Annotated in this window: 16 protein-coding genes; 3 read left to right on the forward strand and 13 right to left on the reverse strand. The window is 49.9% G+C overall.

Annotated elements, in window-relative coordinates; translation table 11 throughout:
- Window positions 1-192: 192 nt before the first annotated feature.
- The 7 genes from EJN92_RS00795 to EJN92_RS00825 all read right to left on the reverse strand — a co-directional run bounded on the left by EJN92_RS00795 (window position 193) and on the right by EJN92_RS00825 (window position 9241).
- Window positions 193-1827: an ATP-binding protein gene (locus EJN92_RS00795; RefSeq protein ID WP_126126094.1), complete on the reverse strand. Its 1635-nt coding sequence runs from the start codon at window positions 1825-1827 to the stop codon at window positions 193-195.
- Window positions 1828-1878: 51 nt separating this feature from the next.
- Complete coding sequence (locus tag EJN92_RS00800) at window positions 1879-2871, reverse strand: substrate-binding domain-containing protein (protein WP_227869640.1); 993 nt, start codon at window positions 2869-2871, stop codon at window positions 1879-1881.
- A gap of 330 nt (window positions 2872-3201) precedes the next feature.
- Window positions 3202-3795, reverse strand: coding sequence for a DUF4136 domain-containing protein (locus EJN92_RS00805; RefSeq protein ID WP_126126095.1), 594 nt, complete (start codon window positions 3793-3795; stop codon window positions 3202-3204).
- Window positions 3796-3834: 39 nt separating this feature from the next.
- Window positions 3835-4482: a hypothetical protein gene (locus EJN92_RS00810; RefSeq protein ID WP_126126096.1), complete on the reverse strand. Its 648-nt coding sequence runs from the start codon at window positions 4480-4482 to the stop codon at window positions 3835-3837.
- A 160-nt stretch (window positions 4483-4642) separates the two neighbouring features.
- On the reverse strand, window positions 4643-6202 hold the full coding sequence (locus EJN92_RS00815) for a YbaY family lipoprotein (protein WP_126126097.1): 1560 nt from the start codon (window positions 6200-6202) through the stop codon (window positions 4643-4645).
- Between the two features lie 367 nt (window positions 6203-6569).
- Complete coding sequence (locus EJN92_RS00820; protein ID WP_126126098.1) at window positions 6570-8375, reverse strand: amidohydrolase; 1806 nt, start codon at window positions 8373-8375, stop codon at window positions 6570-6572.
- A 122-nt stretch (window positions 8376-8497) separates the two neighbouring features.
- Window positions 8498-9241 (reverse strand): ribonuclease HI family protein, encoded by a 744-nt coding sequence (locus EJN92_RS00825; RefSeq protein WP_126126099.1) that lies wholly within the window; start codon window positions 9239-9241, stop codon window positions 8498-8500.
- Between the two features lie 129 nt (window positions 9242-9370).
- Here EJN92_RS00825 and EJN92_RS00830 point away from each other — a divergent pair, with 129 nt between their 5' ends.
- Window positions 9371-9931: a DUF3455 domain-containing protein gene (locus tag EJN92_RS00830; protein WP_227869641.1), complete on the forward strand. Its 561-nt coding sequence runs from the start codon at window positions 9371-9373 to the stop codon at window positions 9929-9931.
- A 207-nt stretch (window positions 9932-10138) separates the two neighbouring features.
- Here the strand turns inward: EJN92_RS00830 and EJN92_RS00835 are convergent, their stop codons facing one another.
- Entirely contained in the window at window positions 10139-12058 is a 1920-nt protein-coding gene (locus tag EJN92_RS00835; protein ID WP_227869642.1) for a phytase, read from the reverse strand.
- Window positions 12059-12410: 352 nt separating this feature from the next.
- Window positions 12411-14996, reverse strand: a complete 2586-nt coding sequence (locus tag EJN92_RS00840) for a TonB-dependent receptor (RefSeq protein ID WP_126126100.1) — start codon at window positions 14994-14996, stop codon at window positions 12411-12413.
- A 470-nt stretch (window positions 14997-15466) separates the two neighbouring features.
- Between EJN92_RS00840 and EJN92_RS00845 the strand changes: the two genes are divergently transcribed.
- Together EJN92_RS00845 and EJN92_RS00850 are read left to right on the forward strand one after the other, a co-directional pair.
- Entirely contained in the window at window positions 15467-16366 is a 900-nt protein-coding gene (locus EJN92_RS00845) for a GGDEF domain-containing protein (RefSeq protein ID WP_126126101.1), read from the forward strand.
- Window positions 16363-17427 (forward strand): AraC family transcriptional regulator, encoded by a 1065-nt coding sequence (locus tag EJN92_RS00850; protein ID WP_194074954.1) that lies wholly within the window; start codon window positions 16363-16365, stop codon window positions 17425-17427. Before EJN92_RS00845 ends, EJN92_RS00850 begins: the two co-directional genes overlap by 4 nt.
- Window positions 17428-17499: 72 nt before the next feature.
- Here EJN92_RS00850 and EJN92_RS00855 read toward each other — a convergent pair whose 3' ends face one another.
- The 4 genes from EJN92_RS00855 to EJN92_RS00870 all read right to left on the reverse strand — a co-directional run bounded on the left by EJN92_RS00855 (window position 17500) and on the right by EJN92_RS00870 (window position 23223).
- Window positions 17500-18480, reverse strand: a complete 981-nt coding sequence (locus EJN92_RS00855) for an SPFH domain-containing protein (RefSeq protein WP_126126102.1) — start codon at window positions 18478-18480, stop codon at window positions 17500-17502.
- 68 nt (window positions 18481-18548) lie between these two features.
- Window positions 18549-18815 carry a hypothetical protein gene (locus tag EJN92_RS00860; RefSeq protein WP_126126103.1) on the reverse strand — a complete coding sequence of 89 codons (267 nt, stop codon included), beginning with the start codon at window positions 18813-18815 and terminating at the stop codon, window positions 18549-18551.
- Window positions 18816-18934: 119 nt separating this feature from the next.
- Window positions 18935-20812, reverse strand: coding sequence for a potassium transporter Kup (locus EJN92_RS00865; protein ID WP_126126104.1), 1878 nt, complete (start codon window positions 20810-20812; stop codon window positions 18935-18937).
- Between the two features lie 317 nt (window positions 20813-21129).
- On the reverse strand, window positions 21130-23223 hold the full coding sequence (locus tag EJN92_RS00870; protein WP_126126105.1) for a hypothetical protein: 2094 nt from the start codon (window positions 23221-23223) through the stop codon (window positions 21130-21132).
- Window positions 23224-23379: the final 156 nt, after the last annotated feature.

A 23379-nucleotide genomic window follows, 5' to 3' on the forward strand; every position in this document is an offset into this window, starting at 1 on the left:
AATTCTTATTAATTGCGAAAGTGTATGGGATAGCAACAAGCATGGTCAATCACTTATTGATCGCCACGCGACTAGCACAGCAATAGCAGCAAAAAACGCGCGCAACAAGAGCCAAGAACAAAGTTCGAAAAAGCTGAAAAACAAGGGAATAATTGAGGCAATGTCGATGCGGCAATAGACAGAAATTAGCGATTAATCTGGAGTGATTTTTTTGGGCAAACTGATGGTGAACGTAGTCCCCATATTGATTTCACTTTGAACCTTAATTTTCCCACGCAAGAGGGCATGCACCACGTTATGGACAATATGCAAGCCTAAGCCTGATCCTCCGAAACCTAGTCTTGTTGTGAAAAATGGTTCGTAAATATGAGGCAAATTTTCCGGAGGAATCCCTACTCCATCATCAGCCACTAGCAATTCCAGTGTTTGATCTGTTTCGTTCTGTACCGAGACGACGATAGTTCCGTTTTCCCTACGATCAAATCCGTGTATCAAGGCATTATTAATTAAGTTAGTCAACACTTGACCAAGAGGCCCAGGATAAGTTTCCATAGAAATCCCGGGTGCGACCTCACAGACAAGTTTGAATGGAGTTGTTTTTATCGTGGGCTGCAAAGTCAGCAGGATTTCATTTACCACATCACTGAGCATAAATTTCCTAAACTGAGAGGTCTCTCTATCGACTGCTACCTGTTTAAAACTACTCACCAGTTCGCTAGCACGATTCAAGTTTCTCAATAAAATTTCTTCACCTTGCTGCATCTCCGTAAAAAAATGATCTAGTGCAGAGCGACGCACTGAGTTGTTTTTAAGACTTTCAGACATCGCATTGGTCATGTCGGCCAGAGTGCTCGCGGTCATCACGCCATTACCGATCGGCGTATTCAATTCGTGCGCGATTCCTGCCACCAGATACCCGAGTGCAGCCATTTTTTCACTGGACACCAGATCATCTTGAGTTCGTTTAAGTGTATCGACCATCGCCTCCAATTCAAGATTTGCACTTTCTAAGGAATCGGTACGTTCCAGCAGCCGGTCGCGCATCGCCCGCATTACAAATAACAGGCTGGATTCATCGCCACTATCAATGTAAATGTCGGAGCTCAAATCACCGGCGGTGATTCGTTTTGCAATAGTCGCAGCATAATCAGGCTCCCCTCCCAATTGCGCTAACAATGAACGGGCAATAAATACGGTAATAAATATACTCAACAGAACTGCGACCACCGTCAAAGCAATGATCAGTTTTCTGGCGTAATTGGAAGCTTGGAAAATTTCGTCGCTGGCATCGGCCATCAATACACTTTGATGTCGATTTAATTTATGCAGCAAATCAAAATATTGGATCTGATAGGGATGCAAGTCCACCAGTAATAAATTTTTGGCCTCGTTCATTCTCTTCTCAGAGACCATATTAACGAAATCATCTTGATTGACGACATAAGCAGAGTTAACAATCTCAATTTCACGAACGATGTCTGTCACTTGCGCGTCAGCGCCGACCGCGGCGGCATATTTTTTGAGACTCGCCAGCGCCTCGACCATCCGTGTCTTTGCAGTTTGAATTTCTATCAACTGTTGCTGCAATTGAGGATCGTCTTTGAGAAATAAGGTATTGCGCATGGCGCGCGCACTACTCTCTAAGTCATTGATTATTTGATTCACCAAGATAGTTTTCGGATATTTATCCTTTAAAGCATCATCAGTGATACGACTTAAATCAGCCAACACTCCCAAACCCAGGAAACTCACCGCTATCAGCAAGACTATCACCGCACCATAGCTGAAAGCGAGGCGCTGCCGGAGGGTTAATCGAAGTGGATACATAACTCAAACATAAAAAACCCCCACTAAATCAAGCCAGATCGCATGCAACATCTATTTCGAGTCGACACCAAAAACGGTTTTATTTGCGACGGGCAGGAGTTCCTGAATGTTTTTATTTGTTGCAATTAAAATGGGAACCACAATCTGCTTGGCGGGAGCATTCCCCTTAAAACTGGCGAGCAAAGCTTCAACTGCCTTACTCCCTATCAGATACGGCTGCTGCATGCCAACCGCAATAATAGTACCGGCCTTGAGATAATCAACAAACTCTGGGATACCGTCAAACGACCCAACCAGCACCTCCCCTTGCCTGCGTTTTTCTCTGATGGCTTTCAGTGCTCCCAATGTTGGCTTATCGACCTCGACAAACAAGGCGCGCAATTTCGGATGCTCTGTCAAAATTTGATTGACGAAACCGTAGGTCTCTTCGATAGAATAATTTTGCATCTGCATAATCGCAACTTCATTGGTAAAACCTGCTTCCTTCATTGCATCGCGAAATCCATTGGTTCGGTCTTGTCCATTTTTTCTAGCAAGAGAAATAGTACAAAGTGCGAACTGCTCATTGTCCCAGCCTTTTTCTTTTAGCGCCGCAGCGAGCGCAACACCTACCCCAAATGCGCCCTTGTAGTTATCTGACTTAACATAGGAAATGTAATCCCCTCCATTAGTACCGATGTCTGCGATGACGACCGGTATCTTGGCGCGACTGGCTAATTCTAAAATCGCCGGAGCGGCTTTGCTGTCAGTCGGAGATATCACGATACCGGCAGCCCCTTTAGCGATCGCCGTTTTGATATGCGCGGTCTGATTTTCATCCTTATTTTTGCTGTCTAAAACCAGATATTGGTAGTCATTGGCGAGCGCCATATCTTTGACGCCGCCCCCTAAGGTGCGCCAAAACGGCAGGTCTAAACCTGGGGTAATATAAACAATTAATTTTTCTGTGGCATACACATTAAAGCTAGACAATGTCACCAACAAAAAGCCAAACATTGCCGGAAGACGCCTAAGCCAACATCCTGCTGTTAGCATTTTTTTCATGGAATTTCTCCCTCAGTTAATCTTGCATAAAAGCAAAAAAATATTACTGAAATACCTAGGTAAAAAATAGATAGGTTCGCAAATCTCTTTAGTAGCGAACCAAACAAGGCATCAAGGCATCTTCACGACGAAATAGTAGCAACTAGAGCGATCTAAGTATTATCCAATTTACAGCTAATCACAAGTAAGAAAACGCCTAGATCAATCAAGTGGCATTTGTTCAACAAAAACAACCAGTCATGGAATGTAGCTTGACCGGCAATCACTTGAACAAGAACAAAAAAAAACGAACCTGAGGTTCGCTTTTTTCAACAACTAAATAGCCAAGACTTATTTACCCGGGGCAGGCAAAGGATACTTGGCAAATGCCGCTTTTACCGCTATCGACAAAGCTTCTGGCATATTAGCCAGATCTTTTTGCGTTACGCTATCGGTCACGACGCCTTCCCACACCAATTGCTTGCGGGCAGCATCAACCACGTCGATATTCAAAGTGCCTTCTTTGTATTGCGACACCACAGTCTGATCCATATACATAGGATAGGCCGAGTACATGCCGCCACGATAGCCGTAATAACCCATGCCCATGCCATAACCAACGGTAGAGACAGGCATGGTGCTGACACGTGTTTTATCACTCAAACTGGCATTGAAATTGACCAGCAGTTGCGGTGCAGTTTCTACCAAGCGCATACCGCGTGCTTCCATTTCGCGCGTTGTGTTTGCCTTCAACTCTTGCGAAACTATGCTTTGATAGCCGCCTCTATCTGTCGCTAAAGGGCTAGCGTATGCAAAGGTCTTGTATTGCGTGAAGTCAGCAGCCCTATCAAATACCGCATGCACTTCTGGGCCACTGGCACAGCCACTCAACAAGGACGCCACCATTGCCAATGGCAATAGGCTATTTTTTAATTGGATTTTCATATCAGTTTTTTCCTTAACTTAAGAAACTAAGCCAGAGGCTTACTTCTTCACCGCTGGGACTGCTGGAGCTGCTGGCTTAGCAGTAGCCGCTGGTGCTGCGGGTTTAGCGACGCGTTCGACATTCAGAACCACCGCTTCAACAAACACTGCCCTTACCTGGCTACCGACTTTTACTTTACTAACATCTACACCTTCAGGTATCGCGATAATAAATTCGCGGGTCGCGCCGCGCAATGTTGCCGTGCCGGCTTTGGCGTCTAGCGCTTTGACGTCAGCTAAAATTTCTACTTTACGACCAACCAAGGCGCCTGGCATACCACCAGCAGGAGCAGCGCCAGTGGTGGTCGATTCTACGCGTTCACGAATACCATTGTTTGAGACTGGCTCCAAAGTTGCAGCAACCGCAGTCATATAACGTACAACCAATTGATCGCCAACCAAGACTTGATCAAAATTTTTCACTTCCGCTGGAACATTCATCGTCACCAATTTACCCTTAGGACCTTTTAAGGTGGCGATACGATTGGCCATATCCAACTCAACCACGGTCGCACGTACTTCGATTTCACCGGCTTTGGCACGCATACCAGATGCGGCTGCGCTGGCAGTAGTGACAGTGGCTTGGGCAAATGCGGCAACTGGGAAGGCTAAGGCACAGGCGAGTACGATTTTAGTCAAACGTGTCATGAAAATCTCCGGAAAGTGAAATGAAAAATCAACCATTAGCAAACATCAATAACTAAAAAAATCAGCAAAAACCTTGGTTTTTTGCAATTAGCAGAAAGAATAGCACTAGTCATAGCCGACTGCGATAAATATATCAAAAAAACAAATATTTAAGTGTGAATCAATGTAAATACACCGCATCAAAACGCGCAACTAACTGATCATCCTTAAATAGCGCTAACTGATCGCCTTCTATCCTGTACATATTCACCGCTGCTAACATACTCAGGACCTGGCTTTCCAGTGCCATAAACGGCGCCGCGCAAGCCATACGCGTACTCGCCATCTGACTAAAGCGCAGCGCGCTAGCGCTTTGCTGATAAGAGCCGTTCAATTGATTGCAGCCGCCAAAACCGCTGACACCTGCACCGTCCGCGCTCAAGCTAATTCTAACCTCACGTTTTTGGGTGGCCGACATGGAAATCTTCACGCCGTCTAGCTCGCTGAGCTTCCAGTAAGTCTCAGTTAAACTGGCAGCGGGTTTGCCCCCTACCTTACTTTCTTCCGACATTTTGATCTCCCTGGCGATCTCGTTTTTCTTAGGCACACAAGTCATGCCAGGTTCTGCTTGGTCGAGTCGCTCTATCAGCATTTGCTCACGCGGCGCACTCTCGGTAGATGGTATGAGCGTAAGTCGTCCATCAAATTGTATCAACAGCGGCTTGGCAGATTGCCGATACGCTTGCTCAAGCTGAACGTATTCTGCGGCAGTCGCCACTGGCCAAGCTATGCCACTAGCGCAATCGCGAAAACTAGCAACATCCGTCAAAAAATTTAATTCGCCACGCCAGCGCAAAGTTTCACTAATAGCATCAAGTTGTACGGTACGTCTTAACTCTAGATTTGCCGAGGTCTTGATGCTGTGCCCTTGCTGATCGAGCAAACGTAAATTTCCATCATCGAGCAACTCCATCTGAGTCACACTCTGCGGGCTAATCAGCTTGACTTGCCTGGTGCCAGCATCCAGGCGCCATCGCCCCAATTCCGATACGGCCGCCATGTCTTTACCCAGATAAGTGCGACGCAAGCGATACAGACCGTCGGCCCGCAAACTTAGGGTTTGCGCCACGCCCTGGCAATCAGCGCATGGCAGAAGTCCGGCGAAACTGGCTGGCAAAACCAACTCGCGCTTGGGCGTCGGGACTGGGACTGTGACCGGCACTGGCTTTACCACATTCGACGCTGACGTTGCGACTGGTGGCGGCACCGCATCGAGCATCAGATCAACTTGATTGGCCGCGCCACGTGTCAGCACCGGGTAGCTGCGCGTAGTGCTAAACAATAAATCATTGCCAGACTTGATGGTGGCGCGCACCGAATAAGTAAAACGCTCGTCGATCGCCGAGCTAGGTACTTTGAGTAAAAAGCGGATAGGCACCTGGCGATTTCCGAAGGATTCGCTGGTCTCAGCCAAGACCTTGGCATGTGCATCGGCGCGCGAAACATCCTCTACCCGCACTGTCAACACGGCATCGGGCGGCAAGGCGATTCTTTGTTTATACGCGGCACTACCACTGACGATCACAAAGCTCGTTTCTGCTTTGCTAGAAGGCGAAATTTGCGCTTGCGCTTGAACCGGGACCGTAAGCAAACAGGCCAGACCGATCACCGCAAAAGCCAGGCTACAAAAATTTTTCTGCTTGCTACCAACATTGCGAACTTGCGTGTGCTGCACAGTCATAAACCACCCTTTATAAAAATACGACTAACTCTCGCAATTTAACTTAGTTTTTTTACGCCACTTGCTTACTGCTGTAACTGTTCAGCCCACTAGGAGCACGACGAAAAAAACTAAGACCTCTCAACGCTGAGACGCCGAGACGCCGAGGAAAAACGGAGAACTACTTTGCCGTTCTCTGCGTCTCAGCGTCTCTGCGGTGAGGGGTTTTGACTTTCATCATAGTCGGCTGAACAGTAACTTACTGCATTTATTCTACCAAGGCACCTAGCCCAGCGCGCATATTCCATGCGGGTTTCAAGCCAACATGCCTGCCAAGGCGCATGGGCTATGCGCCTTGGCAGGGTGCCATAAAAAAATCCTGCTTTTTTTATTTAGCAGCGGCGCGATACACTGGCTGACCTTCCTTGATGGTTTCCAGCACTTTCAGATCGATCAATTTGGCGCGCTCTACTTTCAAAGGATTGGCCGACAAAATCACCAGATCGGCCAGTTTACCAAGCTCGATACTGCCTTTGCTGGCTTCTTCAAAATGCTGATAGGCAGGCCACAGCGTCATGGCTTTTAAGGCGACCAGAGGCTCAACGCGTTGATCCGCGCCCAATACATAGCCGCTGCGGGTAGTTCGGTTGACCGCGCTATCCAATAGCCGCATAGAGTTAGGGAAAGTCACGGGCGCATCCGAGTGTATGCTAAATTTCATGCCACGCGCCAGCACCGCGCCGGTAGGTGAAATAAATTCGGCACGCTTGGCACCGGCCACCGATTCTCTATGCCAGTCGCCCCAGTAAAAGGTGTGCATAGGATACAGCGAGGGGAATATACCCAGTCTTTGTAGCGCCGGAATCTGGTCTGCTCGTAGATACTGGCCGTGGATCAAAACGCCGCGGCGGTCTTTGCCCGGTGCCGCAGTTTGCACCGCTGTCACTGTCTTGATTAACTGATCGATAGCGGCATCACCGTTCGCATGATTTAGCATTTGCCAATTATTTTGAGTCGCCAATGTGTACCATTTAAGCGCCTCGGCATCACTGAACGCGGCATAACCGGCATAGCTCTTTTTTTGCCCAGCAGGTACTTTAAAATACGGTTCGGTGAACCAGGCAGTTTTACCTTGTGGCGAGCCATCGTAGGTCAACTTGACGCCGGCTATGCGAAAGTGATTGCGATAATTGCTCGACATCCAGCTACTGTGCAAAATAGGATCATCGCCCATCGCGGCAATATCGGCATACGACACAATATCGGCTTTAAAACTACCGGCCACGGCCATTTCCGGCAAGGCTTTCAGCGTAGCTAAATCGGTCTTGCCATCCTGTATCGTGGTAAAACCATTGGCCAGATAAATCGCCTCACTGGCTTGGATTTGCGCCACAGTCTCGGCAGCAGTTAATGCTGGCACCATCTTATACACGATACCAAAAAACGCATTTTCTTCCAGCACACCGTTAGGCGTTTTGCGATCGGCTTCGCGCCGGATCATGCCGCCAGCTGGATTGACGCTCTTGGCCGTGATCTTCATATTTGCCAGCGCCTTGCTATTTAAGACGCCAAGGTGACCGGACTGATGGATCACCATGATGGGAATATCCTTAGAAATAGCATCTAGCTCCTGGCGGGTAGGATGTCGGCGCTCTTTAAGTTGTGAGTCATCATAATTAAACCCCACCGCAACCCCATGCGCTTTCACCACTGGCGACTTGGCGATAAATTCGCGCATCACTTGCTGCAACTGAGCGATTGTATTCACAGGGCCATCTGGCAAAGGCAGGAGATTGGCAGAGCTAGCCTGCATACCGACCGCCGTAAAATGGCTATGAGCATCGACAAAACCAGGTAACAAGGTCTTACCCGCCAGATCGATCATCTTGGTCTTACTACCACGCTGGGTTTTCTCTATCTCGGCGCGGGTACCGACTGCCACGATCTTGCCCCCATTCACGGCGACCGCTTCGGCACTAGGCTGGGCATCATTGATGGTGATAATGTCGCCACCAAAATAAATACTATCCGCGCCTAGCAATGCCAGGGCATTTTCCGCGCTCTGCGCAGGCGTCAAAGAGTTAGTGCTGGCACAGGCACTGATCAGTATGGCGCTACTGGCGAGCAGCGCGGTTTTCCGAAAGCCAGCATAGAATAAAGTGGAAAATCCAGTGGAAGTTTTTTCGATTTTCATGTTAATCCTTTTTTACCTACAATTTTTAGTACTTCAAATTAAAAAAGCAAACGCTGCTATTCCAATACCTAAACCTGGCAAAGCCTTATTATCATCAACTAATAAAACCTAACTATCATCAACTAATGTGTCGCTGGTATGAAGCCTGCAGTAATACTACGCGAGGCGGCCTGCGAAAGAGCATCGGCGGCCGCGTTTTTGTGGCGTGGCACCCAGCATAAACGCACTTCAGACAATTGCCGCATCAATGCCCTCGCCTCGCGCCGATACGCTTGCAGGCGACCAGGCCAGACCTGAGCGCCGTGCATGGCTAGCCCATCGTCCACCTCCTGCTGCACATCATTAATCACCACCTGACTATCGCCGTACACCATTAAAAGTTCAGGCTGCAAAGGCAATGCTCTCTGCAGCAAGGCGATCAGGGCGCGATATTCGGCATCGCTACTATCGCCATAAGCTGCATCTTGGGATATTTTAAATTGACGGCCATCCGGTGCGATCAACAGCGCACCTATGCCGCAACGACCGGGATTGGGATGGGCCGAACCATCAAACCAGGCTTGCCATGCATGGGCTGGTGCTTGCTGCTGCAATTGCCGCGCGCGGCGCGCAGCTACTTTGCGTTGCCGAACCGCTGCCAATTTACTCCCCAACATGGCGCGTTGTGCGGCGCGTTGTGCGAGTAATTGCGACCACCCTGCCAGACCAGCGAGCGCGGCAATCTCCTCTAAAATCTCCAGCAGCGCCAACTCTTGCGAGAAGCCACGCTGACGCGCCAAGCGTCGGCCCGCAACTTTTTCAGCGTGAAAAGCCATCGCGAGCAGAAGCTGGTACTGCTCTGAAAGTTCAAGTTCAGGTTTTTGCATGGAATATTCCACTGGAACTTTTTATGTATTTTTTACTCATAGTAAAATAACACGTTTCTATTTCCATTGCGAAACTAATTTTTAGTGTTTCGTTTTAACTCAAGCACCCACCTATCATCCAAGACGCTCATGCCAACATCTAATGCCATTCTTCCTCCTAGTAAACTGCTAATGCTACTGCTCGCTGCCATCAGCGCCGGCCTCAGTGCCTGCGCCTCTAGCCCCGCCAGCAAGATCGTCGTGCCAGAGAACCTGCAAGTGCCTGCTGCTCAGCAATTCCTGGCAGAGACCAATGCCAGCGGTGTGCAAATTTACACCTGCAGCACCAGCAAAACCGACGTCAATAAATATGAATGGAGTTTCAAGGCACCGGAAGCCGAGCTATTCAATGCCAACGGGAAAAAAATCGGCAAGCACTACGCTGGCCCTAGTTGGGAATCAGAGGATGGCAGCAAGGTCGTCGCTGAAGTCAAAGCACGCAATGATGGCCCTGTCGCCAGCGCCATCCCTTGGTTATTGCTCTCTGCGAAGTCGACTTCCGGCAACGGTGTATTTAGCAAAGTGAGCTACATACAACGTCTGGCGACCGAAGCTGGCAAAGCCCCCGTCGATGGCTGCAGCAAGGCCAATTTCGGCTCGGAATTGCGGGTGCCGTACACCGCCCTTTATCGATATTTCACGGCTGCGTAATTTTCCAGGTCAAGCCAGCCTATAGCATCGCGCCTAGGCTGGCAAGCACCTGCTTATGAGACATACTCCCCTCTATTTTTAAATAAACATAGGCTTAGCGCATACGTTTATTGCGCGTTAAAAAATATACAGGGAGGGGGTATATTACATTTATCCGATAATGTGAGACGCAGCCAGAGCCATCATGTACGCCGATTTTTACTTTCATTAGTCAGGCAGTTGTAGCGCTCTTGCGATGTCGGACCACGCCACATATTTAAAGTTTTGCGGACCGTCAGGCAATCGTTTATTCCCATCCTGCACCACTAACATTCCGCGACTAAACTTTCCACCGAAGTTGGCCGAACTCACATCCAGACCATCCGTTTCTGAGCTGCCATCGATGCCTGCGGCTAAATTGATACCGATGCTAAACTTGCCACGCAGACGGTAAGGTGCTTGCGCATCCAGCACTAGATAAGTGCTATCGCCCTGACTAGAGACAATCAGATAATCATGCTTAGCACCATAATAAATCGCCATACCTTCCACATCCGCCTTGAGGTTTTCAGCGACCGGCAAGATCATGCTTAGCGCGGGATCGCTCTCCGCCTTGGCGGAAGCTTGCCAGACACCGCGCTTCTCTTCCCCTAGAAAAAGCCTGGCGTTACGGTCATCGGCGACGCAGCCTTCGGGCTGACTATCCACCTTAAAACGGCGCACTACCCGGCCGGTAAAGCCCTGCGCCGATCGTTCTATGCGTATCTGCTGAAAGCGACCATCCTTGTCATTGACAAATACCTCTAAGCCCCCAGTCACTGGCTGATACAGGCAAGTGCCATAAATTTTGTCTAGGTCAGTGGCGATGCGCGCACTTTCCGTCACCTCACCATTGGCCGCTATCTCAAACAGCACCAGACTATTTTCATCGCGCTGTGTGGCCACTGCCAGATCGTAAGTTTGCTGTGCAAATTGCAGGTTTTGACGCAAATCCACATTATTCAAACGTCCGCTCTCCAGCAACTGCCTTTGTTTGCCCTGCAAATCATAGACTAGCAAACCTTGCTTTTTATTCGTACCCATTACTCTCGATAGCGAGGTATCGTTGGCATGAACCCAAATTGCCGGATCATCCGCAGCATCACCGTAACGCGCGACAGGATCGGTTTGTACTTGCGGCGCTACGATCACGATGGGCAGACTCTGCGCCCGCTGCTGCGTGGCTGCACTGTGCTGCCATGCTGGTCTGCGCACATGCCAGCTCTTGGCCGTTTCGTCACGCAGCAAGAGTTGTATGCCGCTGGCGTCTTGCCTTAAGCTGATTTGATCGATTTCATGTTTATACGCCAGCCGCTGTACTGGCAACGCCTGCCACGTGCCTTGATGTTGACGCAATAAATGGAGATTTTCGCCTTTGGCGTCGAGTACGGCCACACCACCCGGCAGCACCGCAAGAGCACCGGCGCCGCCCCGCAAACCACCAAATGGCGCGCGCAAAATCAACGGCTGATGCTGGCCGATTGCCGCCGCGCCTTCCGGATCGGCCCCATAAGCCCACAATCCCAGATTGCTTTCACTGACAAACAGAGTATGGGTATGGTCGTCGCTACGGCAATGCTTAGCTTGCGCTGGCAAGGCCAGCTTACGGACCAGCTTACGTAGATCGCCCTGCATCACCCATTGCTCGCTCAAACCATCTTTTCCTACTAAAAATAGATAATCGAGCTGCTGCGCATCGCGGTATAGACAGATGGTCTCGACCGCAAATGTAGGCATAGGAAAAGCCGCTTGCGCGTGCAAAGTGCCCGCCTTCAGATCGACCAGAATAGGCAGCGCCCGCTGGGTATCGGCGTCGAGCACTATCGCCAGCGCGCCCTGTGCATGCGAGCGGGTGTCCAGATGTTTGGCACGCATAGGCAGTTTCGCCAACTGCTTGCCCTTGGCGTCGAACAGACGCAAGGCTTGTTTGTCTAGCGCCAGCCAGGCACCGTCAGGCAAGGCCGCTAATTCTTGGGCTTTAGCCAGTTCTGCCGGGACACTCACAGGCAACGCGTCAGAAACACGGGACGGGCGGGCTGCACAGACCAGCTGCGTCAGCATCAATACGGCGGCCACGCAAAATTGATGACTTAGATTTTTGATTTTCATGAAATATTTCGACGACTTCACTCTTACATCCCTGCCCATGTGGACAAAGACAATTTAAAAAACAGCATGCCCGCTGGCGCAGTATCCATGCGCCTTAGCGGCCAGCCTGGCTGGCAAGGCGCATGGATACTACCGCTCCAGCCTGGCAGCCGGTGAATTTTAAGATTAACGTAACTGTTCAGCCTGCTAGGAGCACGACAAAAACAACTAAGACCTCTCAACGCTGAGACGCCGAGACGCCGAGGAAAAACGGAGAACTACTTTACCGTTCTCCGCGTCTCAGCGCCTCTGCGGTGAGGGGTTTTGACTTTCTTCATATTAGGCTGAATAGTAAGGATTTACTTAATCAGGCCTAGAATAAGCTCGCTTTCAGGCTTAACTTATAGCTGCGTCCGTATTGCTCATACTGTGCGTTGTAAGGCGTGCTGCCTTGATATACATAGTATTTTTCATTGTTCAGATTGCTGGCTTCAAAGATCAGCTGCAGGCGCTTATTGATTTGGTAGGCGCAAGAAAAATCCAATTGTTTTTGCGCGTCGACAATGCGATCCTGATCTGCCTTAAGTATGTCGCTGCCCATTTCCAGCAGGTAGGCTGATTTGTAATTGAGTGCCAGACGCGTGCTGAGCGCACCCTGTTCGTAGCCCAGCATCAGATTCACAATCTGATCCGACTGACTAGGCAAGCTGATGCTGCGCGACAAACTCTTGCCAGCAGCGCTATCGTAACGACTCACGGTGGCGCTAGAACTACTCAAGGTGGTATTTACACCAAACAATAAGCCATTCCAGGGCGCCGGCAAACGGCTCAGAGTTTGCGTATAAGCGAGCTCTATGCCCCTCACTTTGGCGGCATCCCCATTGGCATACGAGCTAGCACTGGTATAGCCCAGCCATTTTCCGCTACCTGCCAGATTGGTCGAATAGGTGAAATCCTTAATATCTTTGTAAAACAGATAGGCCGACACACTACCGTCGCCCCCCAGAATGCGTTCTACGCCCAGATCCAGATTAGCCGCTTTGAGCGGTTTCAAATCAGGATTGCCAATCACCGCTTCGCTGTTACTCACCAGATTGATGCCGGGTGCCAGCTGGCTAAAATTGGCACGCACCACGGCATTGGTCCAGGCCGCTCTGACGCTGGTGTGTTTATCCAGCTCATAGCGGGCCTGCAAGGATGGCAGCCAATTGGTATAGGCATTCTCGCGCTGTAGCGCCTGCAATTTTGTCCCGGACACCTGGCTACCGCTGGCGTCAAAGCTGGTTTTCTCCATCCTCACGCCCGCCAAGACATGCCAGGCGTCGCTATCAAATGCATTTTGCAGATACGCCGCATCAATATCTTCATGCATGCGGTAGTCATTCAGATTCGACTCCAGTACTAGTTTGGCAGCATCGCGATTCAAGCCTGCCACCCGCGCCCGTATCAGTGCAGGATTAATTCCCTGGCCTATGCGCCCCAATTGATAGTCGAGCGGTTCCTGGACAAAATCTGTCAGTGCAGTCGGACCAGCACCCCAGTAGTTCGCGCTGGATGATTTACTACTGTTATACAGCCATTGATTGGTATCATTGGTTTTTTCGCGGCGGCTACTTTTGGCACCGAATTTAAGCGTGGATTCAAACTGATCGAGCTGAAACTTGCGGGCCAGGTCAACTTTGGCATGTTGCACACTGTCTTGTGACAAGCGTTGCTGCAAGGTGATTGCATTGAGGCTATAACTGGCAGGCGCATACAAGCTGGCAGGCCCGACTAACTGCGGCATCTGGCTATTGTAAAATCCTACCCCGGAAAAATTACTATTCCCACGGAAACGCGCATCATTAATAGCTTCTGGCGTATCATCGCTGGCCTTGCTGCTCGCCAGATTTACGTCTAACGTCCAATGCTTATATTTTTGCCCGGTCCCTAGCACTACAGAACTGATATTTTGCGTGTATTTACGTTGCCGCAAGCGTCGCTCGCCACGAGCGCTAGCGCTGCCACCCTCAGCCACCGCACCACCACTAATATTACTGATGGTGAGACGATCACGTACCTCATCATCGCTGAAATCACTCAAAAAACTACGCAAAAAATAGCTGCTGTGCTTACTCGGCCGGAAATCGAGATTGAATGCAAAGGCGCGCCGTTCGCGCACCGGCAGATAATCGCGCAATTCAAATCCGCCCACTTTGGCATCGCTGCCTGAGCCTGTCCAGGCGCCGCCAGTTTCTACATTATCCGATCCAAATTCACGTTTTTCCAAACTGATGCCGAGTGCCACGCCGAGCTTGCCATCCATGAAACGATCGGCCCATGCCGCGCCAAGATTGGGGCTGGTCTTGCCGGTATTCTCATCATAGTTGGCGCCCGCATTGAGGGTCAGCATTTTGCCTGGAATATCAAACGCCGATAAGGTCTTTACCTCGGTAGTGCCGCCCAACGAATTGGCGTCCTGCTCTGGCATTAAGGTCTTAGTCACTTCCAGTGTACGGATCAAACCAGCCGGCAAAATATCGAGCGCCACCGCACGTCGGCTAGCTTCTGGAGACGGTACCAAAGCGCCATTGATAGTGACCGCATTGAGATCAGCACCGATACCACGCACCGTGACATAACGCCCTTCCCCCTGATCGCGCTGCACAGAAATACCCGGCAGACGAGCCAGTGCCTCGGCGGCGTTTTTATCCGGTAAGCCACCGATATCATCACTACTGATGACGCTGACGATGTTATCGGCTTTTTCTTGTGCGGCTATCGAATTGCGCAAGCTGGCGCGTTGGCCATTGATCTGCACACTAGCTGGCTGCGCCTCGACTGCTTGCGCGTGGACGCTGCTAGCAACAGTAATGAGGCCGCCAAAGGCAGTCAACAGACATAGGTTTAAGGCTGAAAGACGGCCGCATTTGGGGGATTTTGCGTGGAGAGTACGACGGGTAACTGGCAAGGTTTTCATAAAATAAATTCAGCTGGCGTGAGGGAAAGCACGGAGTGTAGAAGCCGAATATGACGCTTACGTGACAGCCACAGCGTGCCAGCTAGTGACTGGCACACTTAGCCCTTATTTTCTACCCGCCAGTCCGAAAAATGAGCCAGATTGACTGCTCATCCGTATGATATCCACTAGCTGCTTGCCCTCCTGTGCAAGGCTCATGCCGATGATCGTGAGCTGTTTTGCCCCGCGTTGTGATTTTGCATCAATCGCCCCTGATTCTCGTCTCAACATCCGCATGTCATGCGCCTGTCACCTGCAAACGCTATCCTCGCGCACTTGTTTTTATTTAGAATTTACGCAAAATTGCTCCCGCTACGCGCGCCGCCGCACACCAAGCTTTAGGACGGAATGGCAGATAGCAGGATGCGGGCAAGTTTGCATCAGTCAATGATTATCTACGTTCCGGCACCTTGACAGAAAAGACCCTTAGCATGCTCAGACTACATCGACCTTTGTTGACTGGCGCAATAATTGCGCTACTGCTGTGCCTGATCGCCTATGCCAGCAAAGGCACGCTCAAACCTATGCAACGCTGGCAATGGATGGATATCATAGGCGAAGGCGGCACGGCCATCATGGCCGGGGTCTGGCTCTTGATGCTACTGAGTAGTCGCCCTCGTGGCTTGGTCACCACTTTACTGGCAAGCGGCTTGGCAGCAATCATGCTAGGCGAATGGGCCGATTGTCTGGACGAATTTTTTGTCATTCCTAAAGAGCAAACTTGGGATAATTTTCTGGAAGCAGCATTCATGTTGGGCGGCATGTTGACCCTGACGGCAGGCATGTATTACTGGCGTCAGGAACAATTTAGACTCAACGAGCATTTGCAAAAACGTGAGCGTTTATTTAGAAATCATCGCGCTTTCGATAGAATTACTCAACTCGCCACGGCCGACTATCTGCGCGAACAAATCACGCTAGAACAACACCGAAAACCAGACGCAAGCTGTGCCGTGGCATTACTAGACATCGATGATTTCCACTTGATCAATCGTCGTTTTGGACAGGAGCAAGGCGATGCTGTGCTACAAGCGGTAGGTCACATGCTCTTACTTAATTTACGCAATGAAGATTTACTCTGTCGCTACGCGGGCGATCGCTTCGCTATTTTGATGCCGGAAACCAGTCTTGCCAGCGCCGAGTCTTGCGCACAGCATCTATGTTTTATGCTGGCGCATATGCAACATCGCGCTTCGGGCGAGCTGATCAAAATTAGTATGCGCCACGCCTGCACCACCGCAGACACCTGTGCCGATGCCGTGCTGGCACGTTTAAACCTGGCCTTAGAACCACTTGCCACCAGCGAGCACACCACACTGGCGGCCGCGTGATTGCCTATCTGCAGGAGCATGAGTGCAGCATTCCTATCCAGTACCAACCGGCCTTAGTGCTAGGCTACGCAGATAGCCGCGAGCTCAATCGCATCGACATCATGCCGGACACACTGCAAGGGCCAGGCGATAAAGTACAGCATTTACAGCACCAGCTTGACCATGATGAGCGCATTAGCCCTAGCCACTATCTGCAATTATTGAAAAACTTAATCCGGGCATTGGATAGTGCCGATACCAGTTTTATGCTGGGCCAGCAGATGCTGCCAGGTCATTACGGGGAAGTGAGTCACGCTCTGTTACAAGCGCCAAATTTGCGTCAGGCTTTGCATATATTGGTGCGTTATCAAAGCAAACTCTGTCCGTTATTGCAGCCACGTTTCAGAGAGGAAGCTGGGATCGCGATACTGTATTGGAGCGATAGTTTTGGCGCGCCCAGCCTGCTCCCATTCCTGGTAGAAATGCATATGACCGCGGTAACAAGTATGTGCCGTTGGCTCAGTGGCGAACGACTAGCATGGCGTTTTTGTTTTAACCGTAGTAGCCCTAGGCATAACGAGCAACATCGTCTGCATTTAGGGGCTGATTTACGTTTTAATTGTCAGCTCGACGCCATGCTGATCAATGCCACATGCTTGGACCGTCCCTGGCCACGAGGCAACGCGATGGCAAGCACACTGATACTGCAAAATTTGGAGCAGCAAGCTCTGCTTGCACCTGTCCTGCCTAGCCTGCTCGGAGCAGTGTATGACTACCTGCTCCGCAACATCCGCACCGCACCCAATCTGGAAACCTGCGCGCACGACTTTGGCATCAGCCCAGCAACCATGAAGCGTCATCTGACGCGTCACGGCACGCACTTCCAGGCAGAGCTAGACCAGGTTCGCACTCATGTCGCGCTACATTTATTTCAAAGCTTAGGCTACGATAACGAGGCGGTCGCCAGCTATCTCGGTTTTCATGATAGCAACAACTTCCGCCGCTCGTTTAAACGCTGGACCGGGCAGACTCCAAGCCTGATGCGCGATGCCCTACTGGCCGGCACCATGAATTTCAATTAACCCGAACAGCAGCCCCGATCTGCATAGACAAGCTGTGCTCACCTATGCAACTATGTTTCGGGATTATGCGATTTATTTGAGCTGCTTATCTAAGCCAAACAAGAGTTGGCTGCCTTGTGGCACGATATTGGGTAGCATGCCCGGTTTAAGGTTCTTGGCAAACTCGACCATGGCCTGCGCCTTGAGCATTTCGATTTCTAGCTGGGTCTTCGCCACTTGCGCTTCGCGTGCTTTGGCAAACTCTTCGGCAGCCAAGCGCATCTGCGTTGCTTCTTGTACCTTGGCTTTGGCTCTTTCTACCGATTGCTGCGCCGCATAAGTTTCGTTGATGGCTTTTTGTATGCTAGGGTCAGAGTAAGTCATACCCTCGGCATAGCCCAGGTTATTGATGACGACGCCCAAATCAGAAAAGTGTGCACGGGTGTCGACCAGTACTTTATCGAAAATCTCTTTTTTCTGATGTTGGCCATCGATCAGCGTACGCACCCCGAACTCACGCGACAAGCCGGCCTGCACATAGGTGCGAATATCCTGATCCGCCACGTCGCGCAAAGGCTTGCCAGCGTAGTTATATAAAAATTTAGCCGCCTTGTCTTCCGGTATCGAGGCCGTCATCACCACGCCGATAGAAAAATCGATAGACTCTACCGACTCTACCCGTATCCCTTCGTTCTTACTGCTAGTGCCGGTTTTTTCGCTGCTAGTCCATTCGCGCGAGACTGGCGTGCGGTCCACCGTGACCAGCTTTGCGGTTGGTATCCATTCATAATCATTAGAATTATTCCCTGTACTGCGTTTGCGGTGAGGAATAGAAATGCGTTTGGTGGCTACTTTGTTTTGTTCTAAAAATTCTTCCGACATAAACTTGGCCTGACCCGCTTTCGTATCACCTTCCAGCTTGATCATGAAGGATGTTTCGTTAGGTTTAATCTCTACCAATTCTTCCAGATCAGGCTTACCGACGCAGCCGCTCAGGCTGGCAATCAGGATTAAGGACAGTGGCAAGCTCGGTGAAAAGTTCAGTAGCAAGCCCGTTGCGATTATTTTTTTCATTTTATGCTCTCTTATTTTTTTGCTTAACTTGTTTGATTTGCTTCTTTGTTTCGCTTAGTTTTTGCAGGCTATTTATGCTTGCGATTGATCAGCAAAGAACCCCAGATCAGCAGCAGTGCCAGGAACAACAAGATGCCAGGGGTGCCGGATAACATGCTGCCCAAGTTCATGCCAGCGATAGCGCTGACATAACTGGCCTCAGAACTAGTCATTTGACCCAAGGCCGCATTACCCGACACCAGCACCGCAGTGGGCATCAATAAGCTATTTAAAACTGGGGTGAGCAACAACGTGATTGCCGATAAAACCAGCCGTACTGCGATAGATTTTTTCATGATTTCATCTCCCTATTTAAATTCAAAGATGGCATGCCCGGACGCGCATACTGGACGCGGCTCTCCAGCCAGACAGGCTGGGAAGGCGCATGGAATATGCGCGTTGGCGGCATGCCTGATTAGATTTGCACCCGGGTGCCCAACTCGATCACACAATTATTCGGCAATCTGAAAAAATCCACCACGTTGCCCGCATTGCGCGACATCAGGGCAAACAACAGTTCTCGCCAGTGCGCCATGCCGGTGCCCTTGGTTGGCACCACGATTTCACGGCTCAGGAAATAAGAGATCTCGAATAAATTCAGAACCAGACCATGGGCGGCGCAGAGCTCTAGTGCCTTAGGAATATCCGGCGTGTTCTTGAATCCATAATTGACCTTCACTTTCCAAAATCCGGGAGCCAGCGCTTCTACTTGCACCCGCTCTTCAAACGGTATCCAAGGCACATCATGGAACACCACAGTGAGTATCAGATTGCGTTCATGCAGTACCTGATTGTGTTTTAAGTTATGCATCAGGGCTTGCGGTACCGTATCTGGATTAGCCACTGCATACACTGCAGTACGGGAAGCGCGCGCTATGCTGTCACCCGACAAGGCAGTAATAAACGGTAACAATTCCGGATCATGCTGACGTATGCTATTGATCAGCAACTCACGTCCGCGGCGCCAGGTCGCCATCACCAAAAAGATCACGCCACCCATCGCCAATGGAAACCAGCCACCCTGAAAGAACTTTAGCGAACAAGACACCACCAACAAGATATCGAGCGTCAGAAATACGCAGGTAGAAGCCAATGCCACCGCCAAAGGAAACTTCCAACTATTGCGCACCACGAAGAAGGTCAATATCGTGGTGATCAGCATGGTCACCGTCACCGCGATCCCGTATGCCGCTGCCATCGCTGACGAGCTACCAAAACCCACCACCGCCAACAACACACCGGCCAGCAAGATCCAATTCACGCCAGGCATGTAAATCTGTCCCATTTCCTTGGCTGAAGTGAAGTTCACTTGCATACGCGGTAGTAGACCCAATTGCATGGCCTGCTTGGTCATGGAATAAGCCCCCGAAATCACCGCCTGCGAGGCGATCACCGCAGCGAAGGTCGCCAGCACCACGGCAGGAATCAATAAACTAGCCGGAAACAAGCGAAAGAATGGATTCTCTATGGCACCGGGATCACGCATCAACAAGGCGCCCTGCCCCATATAATTAAGCGCTAAGGAAGGCAACACCAAGCCCATCCAGGCAATTTGTATAGGGCGTTTTCCAAAGTGGCCCATATCGGCATACAGCGCTTCGGCCCCGGTAAACGCCAGCACGATCGCGCCGCCCACCACAAACACATGCCAGCCCTGCGCACTCAGAAAACGAATCGCATTGAGCGGATTTAATGCCGTTAAAATAGCCGGTTGCTGGATAATTTCGTTAAGCCCGGAGACTGCCAACACGCCAAACCACAGCACGATTACCGGTCCAAAGAGTTTTCCTACCACCGAAGTTCCGTAACGCTGCATCGCGAACAAGGCGATCAAAACTGTCAGCGCGATTGGTACTACATAGGCTTTAAAACTGAGCGAGATCATTTCCAGACCTTCGACCGCACCGAGTACCGTCACCGCGGGGGTAATGATGCTGTCGCCGTAAAACAAAGCGGCCCCAAACACACCGGTCAGCAACAAGATCACGCGCCGCTGGCCGCTAGTACCAGCCGCCTTGGCGGCCAAAGCCGTGAGCGCCATGATACCGCCTTCACCACGATTATCTGCACGTAAAATCAGTAAGACATATTTGAGAGTGACCACCATCATCAGTCCCCAGAAGATCACCGAGACGGCACCGATCAGATGCGCGGCATCCAGCGGCACGCCGGTAGTAGGGCTAAACACTTCTTTCATCGTGTACAAGGGGCTAGTGCCGATGTCGCCATACACCACGCCCAGCGCACCCAGAGTGAGTGCGGCGACGCTTTCGCGACTAGAATGATTACTCATGAATTTCCAAAAAAGTAGGACAGGTCACCACTATCGGACTAAGCGTATAAGGAAAGCATAAGGAAAAATATAGGCAGTAACAATTCTTCTGAATTTGAGACTACTAATATCCCCACTTAATATAGTCGTAAACTGATTATTAAAGTCGTTATCTCAACTATCAGTAATTTATCTTAAAATCGATAACTTATTTAAACAAAAGCAAAAAAGCCCAATTTTTCTATTGGGCTTTTTTTAATCAAATTGACCTAAACTTTTGATGCGCAGCGAAAATTGCCTCCACCATCTTGATCAATTTTTAATGCGCGTCAACACTGTTACGTCTGTGCGATGGTTCCATCTCCATACTGTCCTACCGCGGGATCCAAATTTTCGGGTGAATGAAGAATCGTGGGCCCTCGGGAGCACGCCTGTCGCGTCAGGTATTCGGTCAAACCTTCTTTTTGAATCGCGGGAGGAATCATCCCACCAACCTCCAATAGCAACTCTTCCGTCGCTCTGACAATCCAGTCCACGGTGCGGCATTTTGGGGACACGATCTGAATGTTCTGCGAGTCAGTTTGATCAAAAAAACCATGCTGCAGTTTGTGCCGCACGTAAGAAAGCGCAGTAATGCCAGGAATGGTGCGTTTTTCCAAATACGCTTGATTCCCGCTGTCATCATAGCGCACGACGTTGTCCGGGAACTCGTATCCCTCGTCTTCTAGAAGAGCCTCGCTAACGATATTGGGCAACAGTGGCCTAGCGTCTTCGTGAGCGACTTCAAATAAGAGAATTTTCTTGAGCTTCTTCAATTCTTTCTGTTCTTCTGTGTCTGTTTTTTTGACGGCAATACTCGGAAAGTACCCGCGGATAAAATCATTGGATTTTTCCATGAGGTCATCTCTGCTCATCTTTGGGTGTTTTTGAATAAACCTGTCGTCCATGTCCATCATCTTCCATGCATGGTTAAGGTCGTGAATCAGAAATTCAAGTGGAGACTGCCAAAATTCATCGACGTACACAGGATCTGGTGATATCCCTATAAAATATAGTGGGGTGCCTCGGATTTTCATGAGGTCAGTCGCGGAAATATTATCAAAAGTCGGAATGATGATCACTTCGGGAATTCGGGACATCAACTCCTCGTACCGGTACCAGTATTTCTTTTGGAAATGGGTGCTCAGATTTTTCTCAATACGGCATGCCACATCAAAAAAGCTTACTGCTTCGAACACGATACGTAACGTCGGTGCGTAAGGACACATCGCGCCGTTCTGTATTGTAATGTGGTGGAGTTTGTGTACTAACTGCTCGCGCATTGAGGCAAGTGCTAAATTGCCGCAGCACTTCTCGTCCATCGCTGGAAGCATCATCTGACTACGAATGTAGTCGACTACAGGCAACAACTCTGGAATCGACGTATTCAGACTGTCATTATTCTTTGCAAACCGCTCCCGCAAAGCACCGTAAACATCCACTGGATTTTTTACCGAACTCCGTATCCATTCATGGTGGGAAACCCCTTGCGTTTTGGAAAAATTTTTCGCCATGAGTGAAGCAGCGATCTGTTTGTGGTGACCGAAGGCAAAGGTCCCTTCTTTCGCATTAGGCGTCGTAATTACGCTCGCCGGAAGCCACCTTCCCTTGACATTTTCGGTATCTGAAATTTCGACGAGAAATCCAACCGTGTCAACAATGTGGCGCGGATCTGATGGAACAGCGATGTCTTTTAGGTGGTCGCGATATCCGTGCGAAATGGTTCTATCCATATGGATTCGAGCTTCTTTTCCCACTTCGCTCCGGACAAAATAGTATTTACGGCCGTCGGCGTCTGATATGCCAAATTCTGGCGTTTCCGATCCAAACACTTTACTCCCCGTTACCCGAAGTGCCGCAAAAATATTTCCCGGGATGCCAAAATCGTTTTGTTCGTCGTCATCCCGAAGCAGTCCGCCAGGCAAAGCTATGCCTTCAGGGAAAAAAGTACGATCCAACGTTAGAAATTCCCGCCCGCTCTGACCGTCGCGTATCACTAGTACGTCGACAGTCTTACGAACCATGACGCCATGATTAATTCGCTCCTGTGCGTGGATTTTTAGCTTAGGATCGGACAATAACGCATTCACTACTGGGGATTGGCGATCCACGTTCAAATATTGACTAAGACATTCTTCGATAGCATTCTTGCGCATGGGATCACGGAGGCGATGGAACCAATAAATCATGTACAAGAGCGACTCCACATAGAGACCCGCCGGATTGCTGCTGGCAGAGAGAGTGATCGAGTATTGATTCAGTACTTCGAATACCATGTTGACCACTGCATCGGGAAGCGTGACTGAGAACGCAGACGAAATATCGTCGATGACGCCCGGGAATTCTTTGTTGTATCCAAACCCGAGGTCCGGCGCAGGCGCGTTAAATACCATAATGTTTCCCTTAAAATTTTTCTGACAATTAGGTGCTCATGCGTAAATCAACATCCCAGAAAAATATAGGCCTTCTGGCATGACTCTGTAAAAAATCACAGCGGAGAACTTGATACCCTAGAAATATGAAACGTCAAAATTGAATGAGTATAACAA

This window comes from Undibacterium parvum (genome assembly GCF_003955735.1).
Classification (GTDB): Bacteria; Pseudomonadota; Gammaproteobacteria; order Burkholderiales; family Burkholderiaceae_D; genus Undibacterium; species Undibacterium parvum.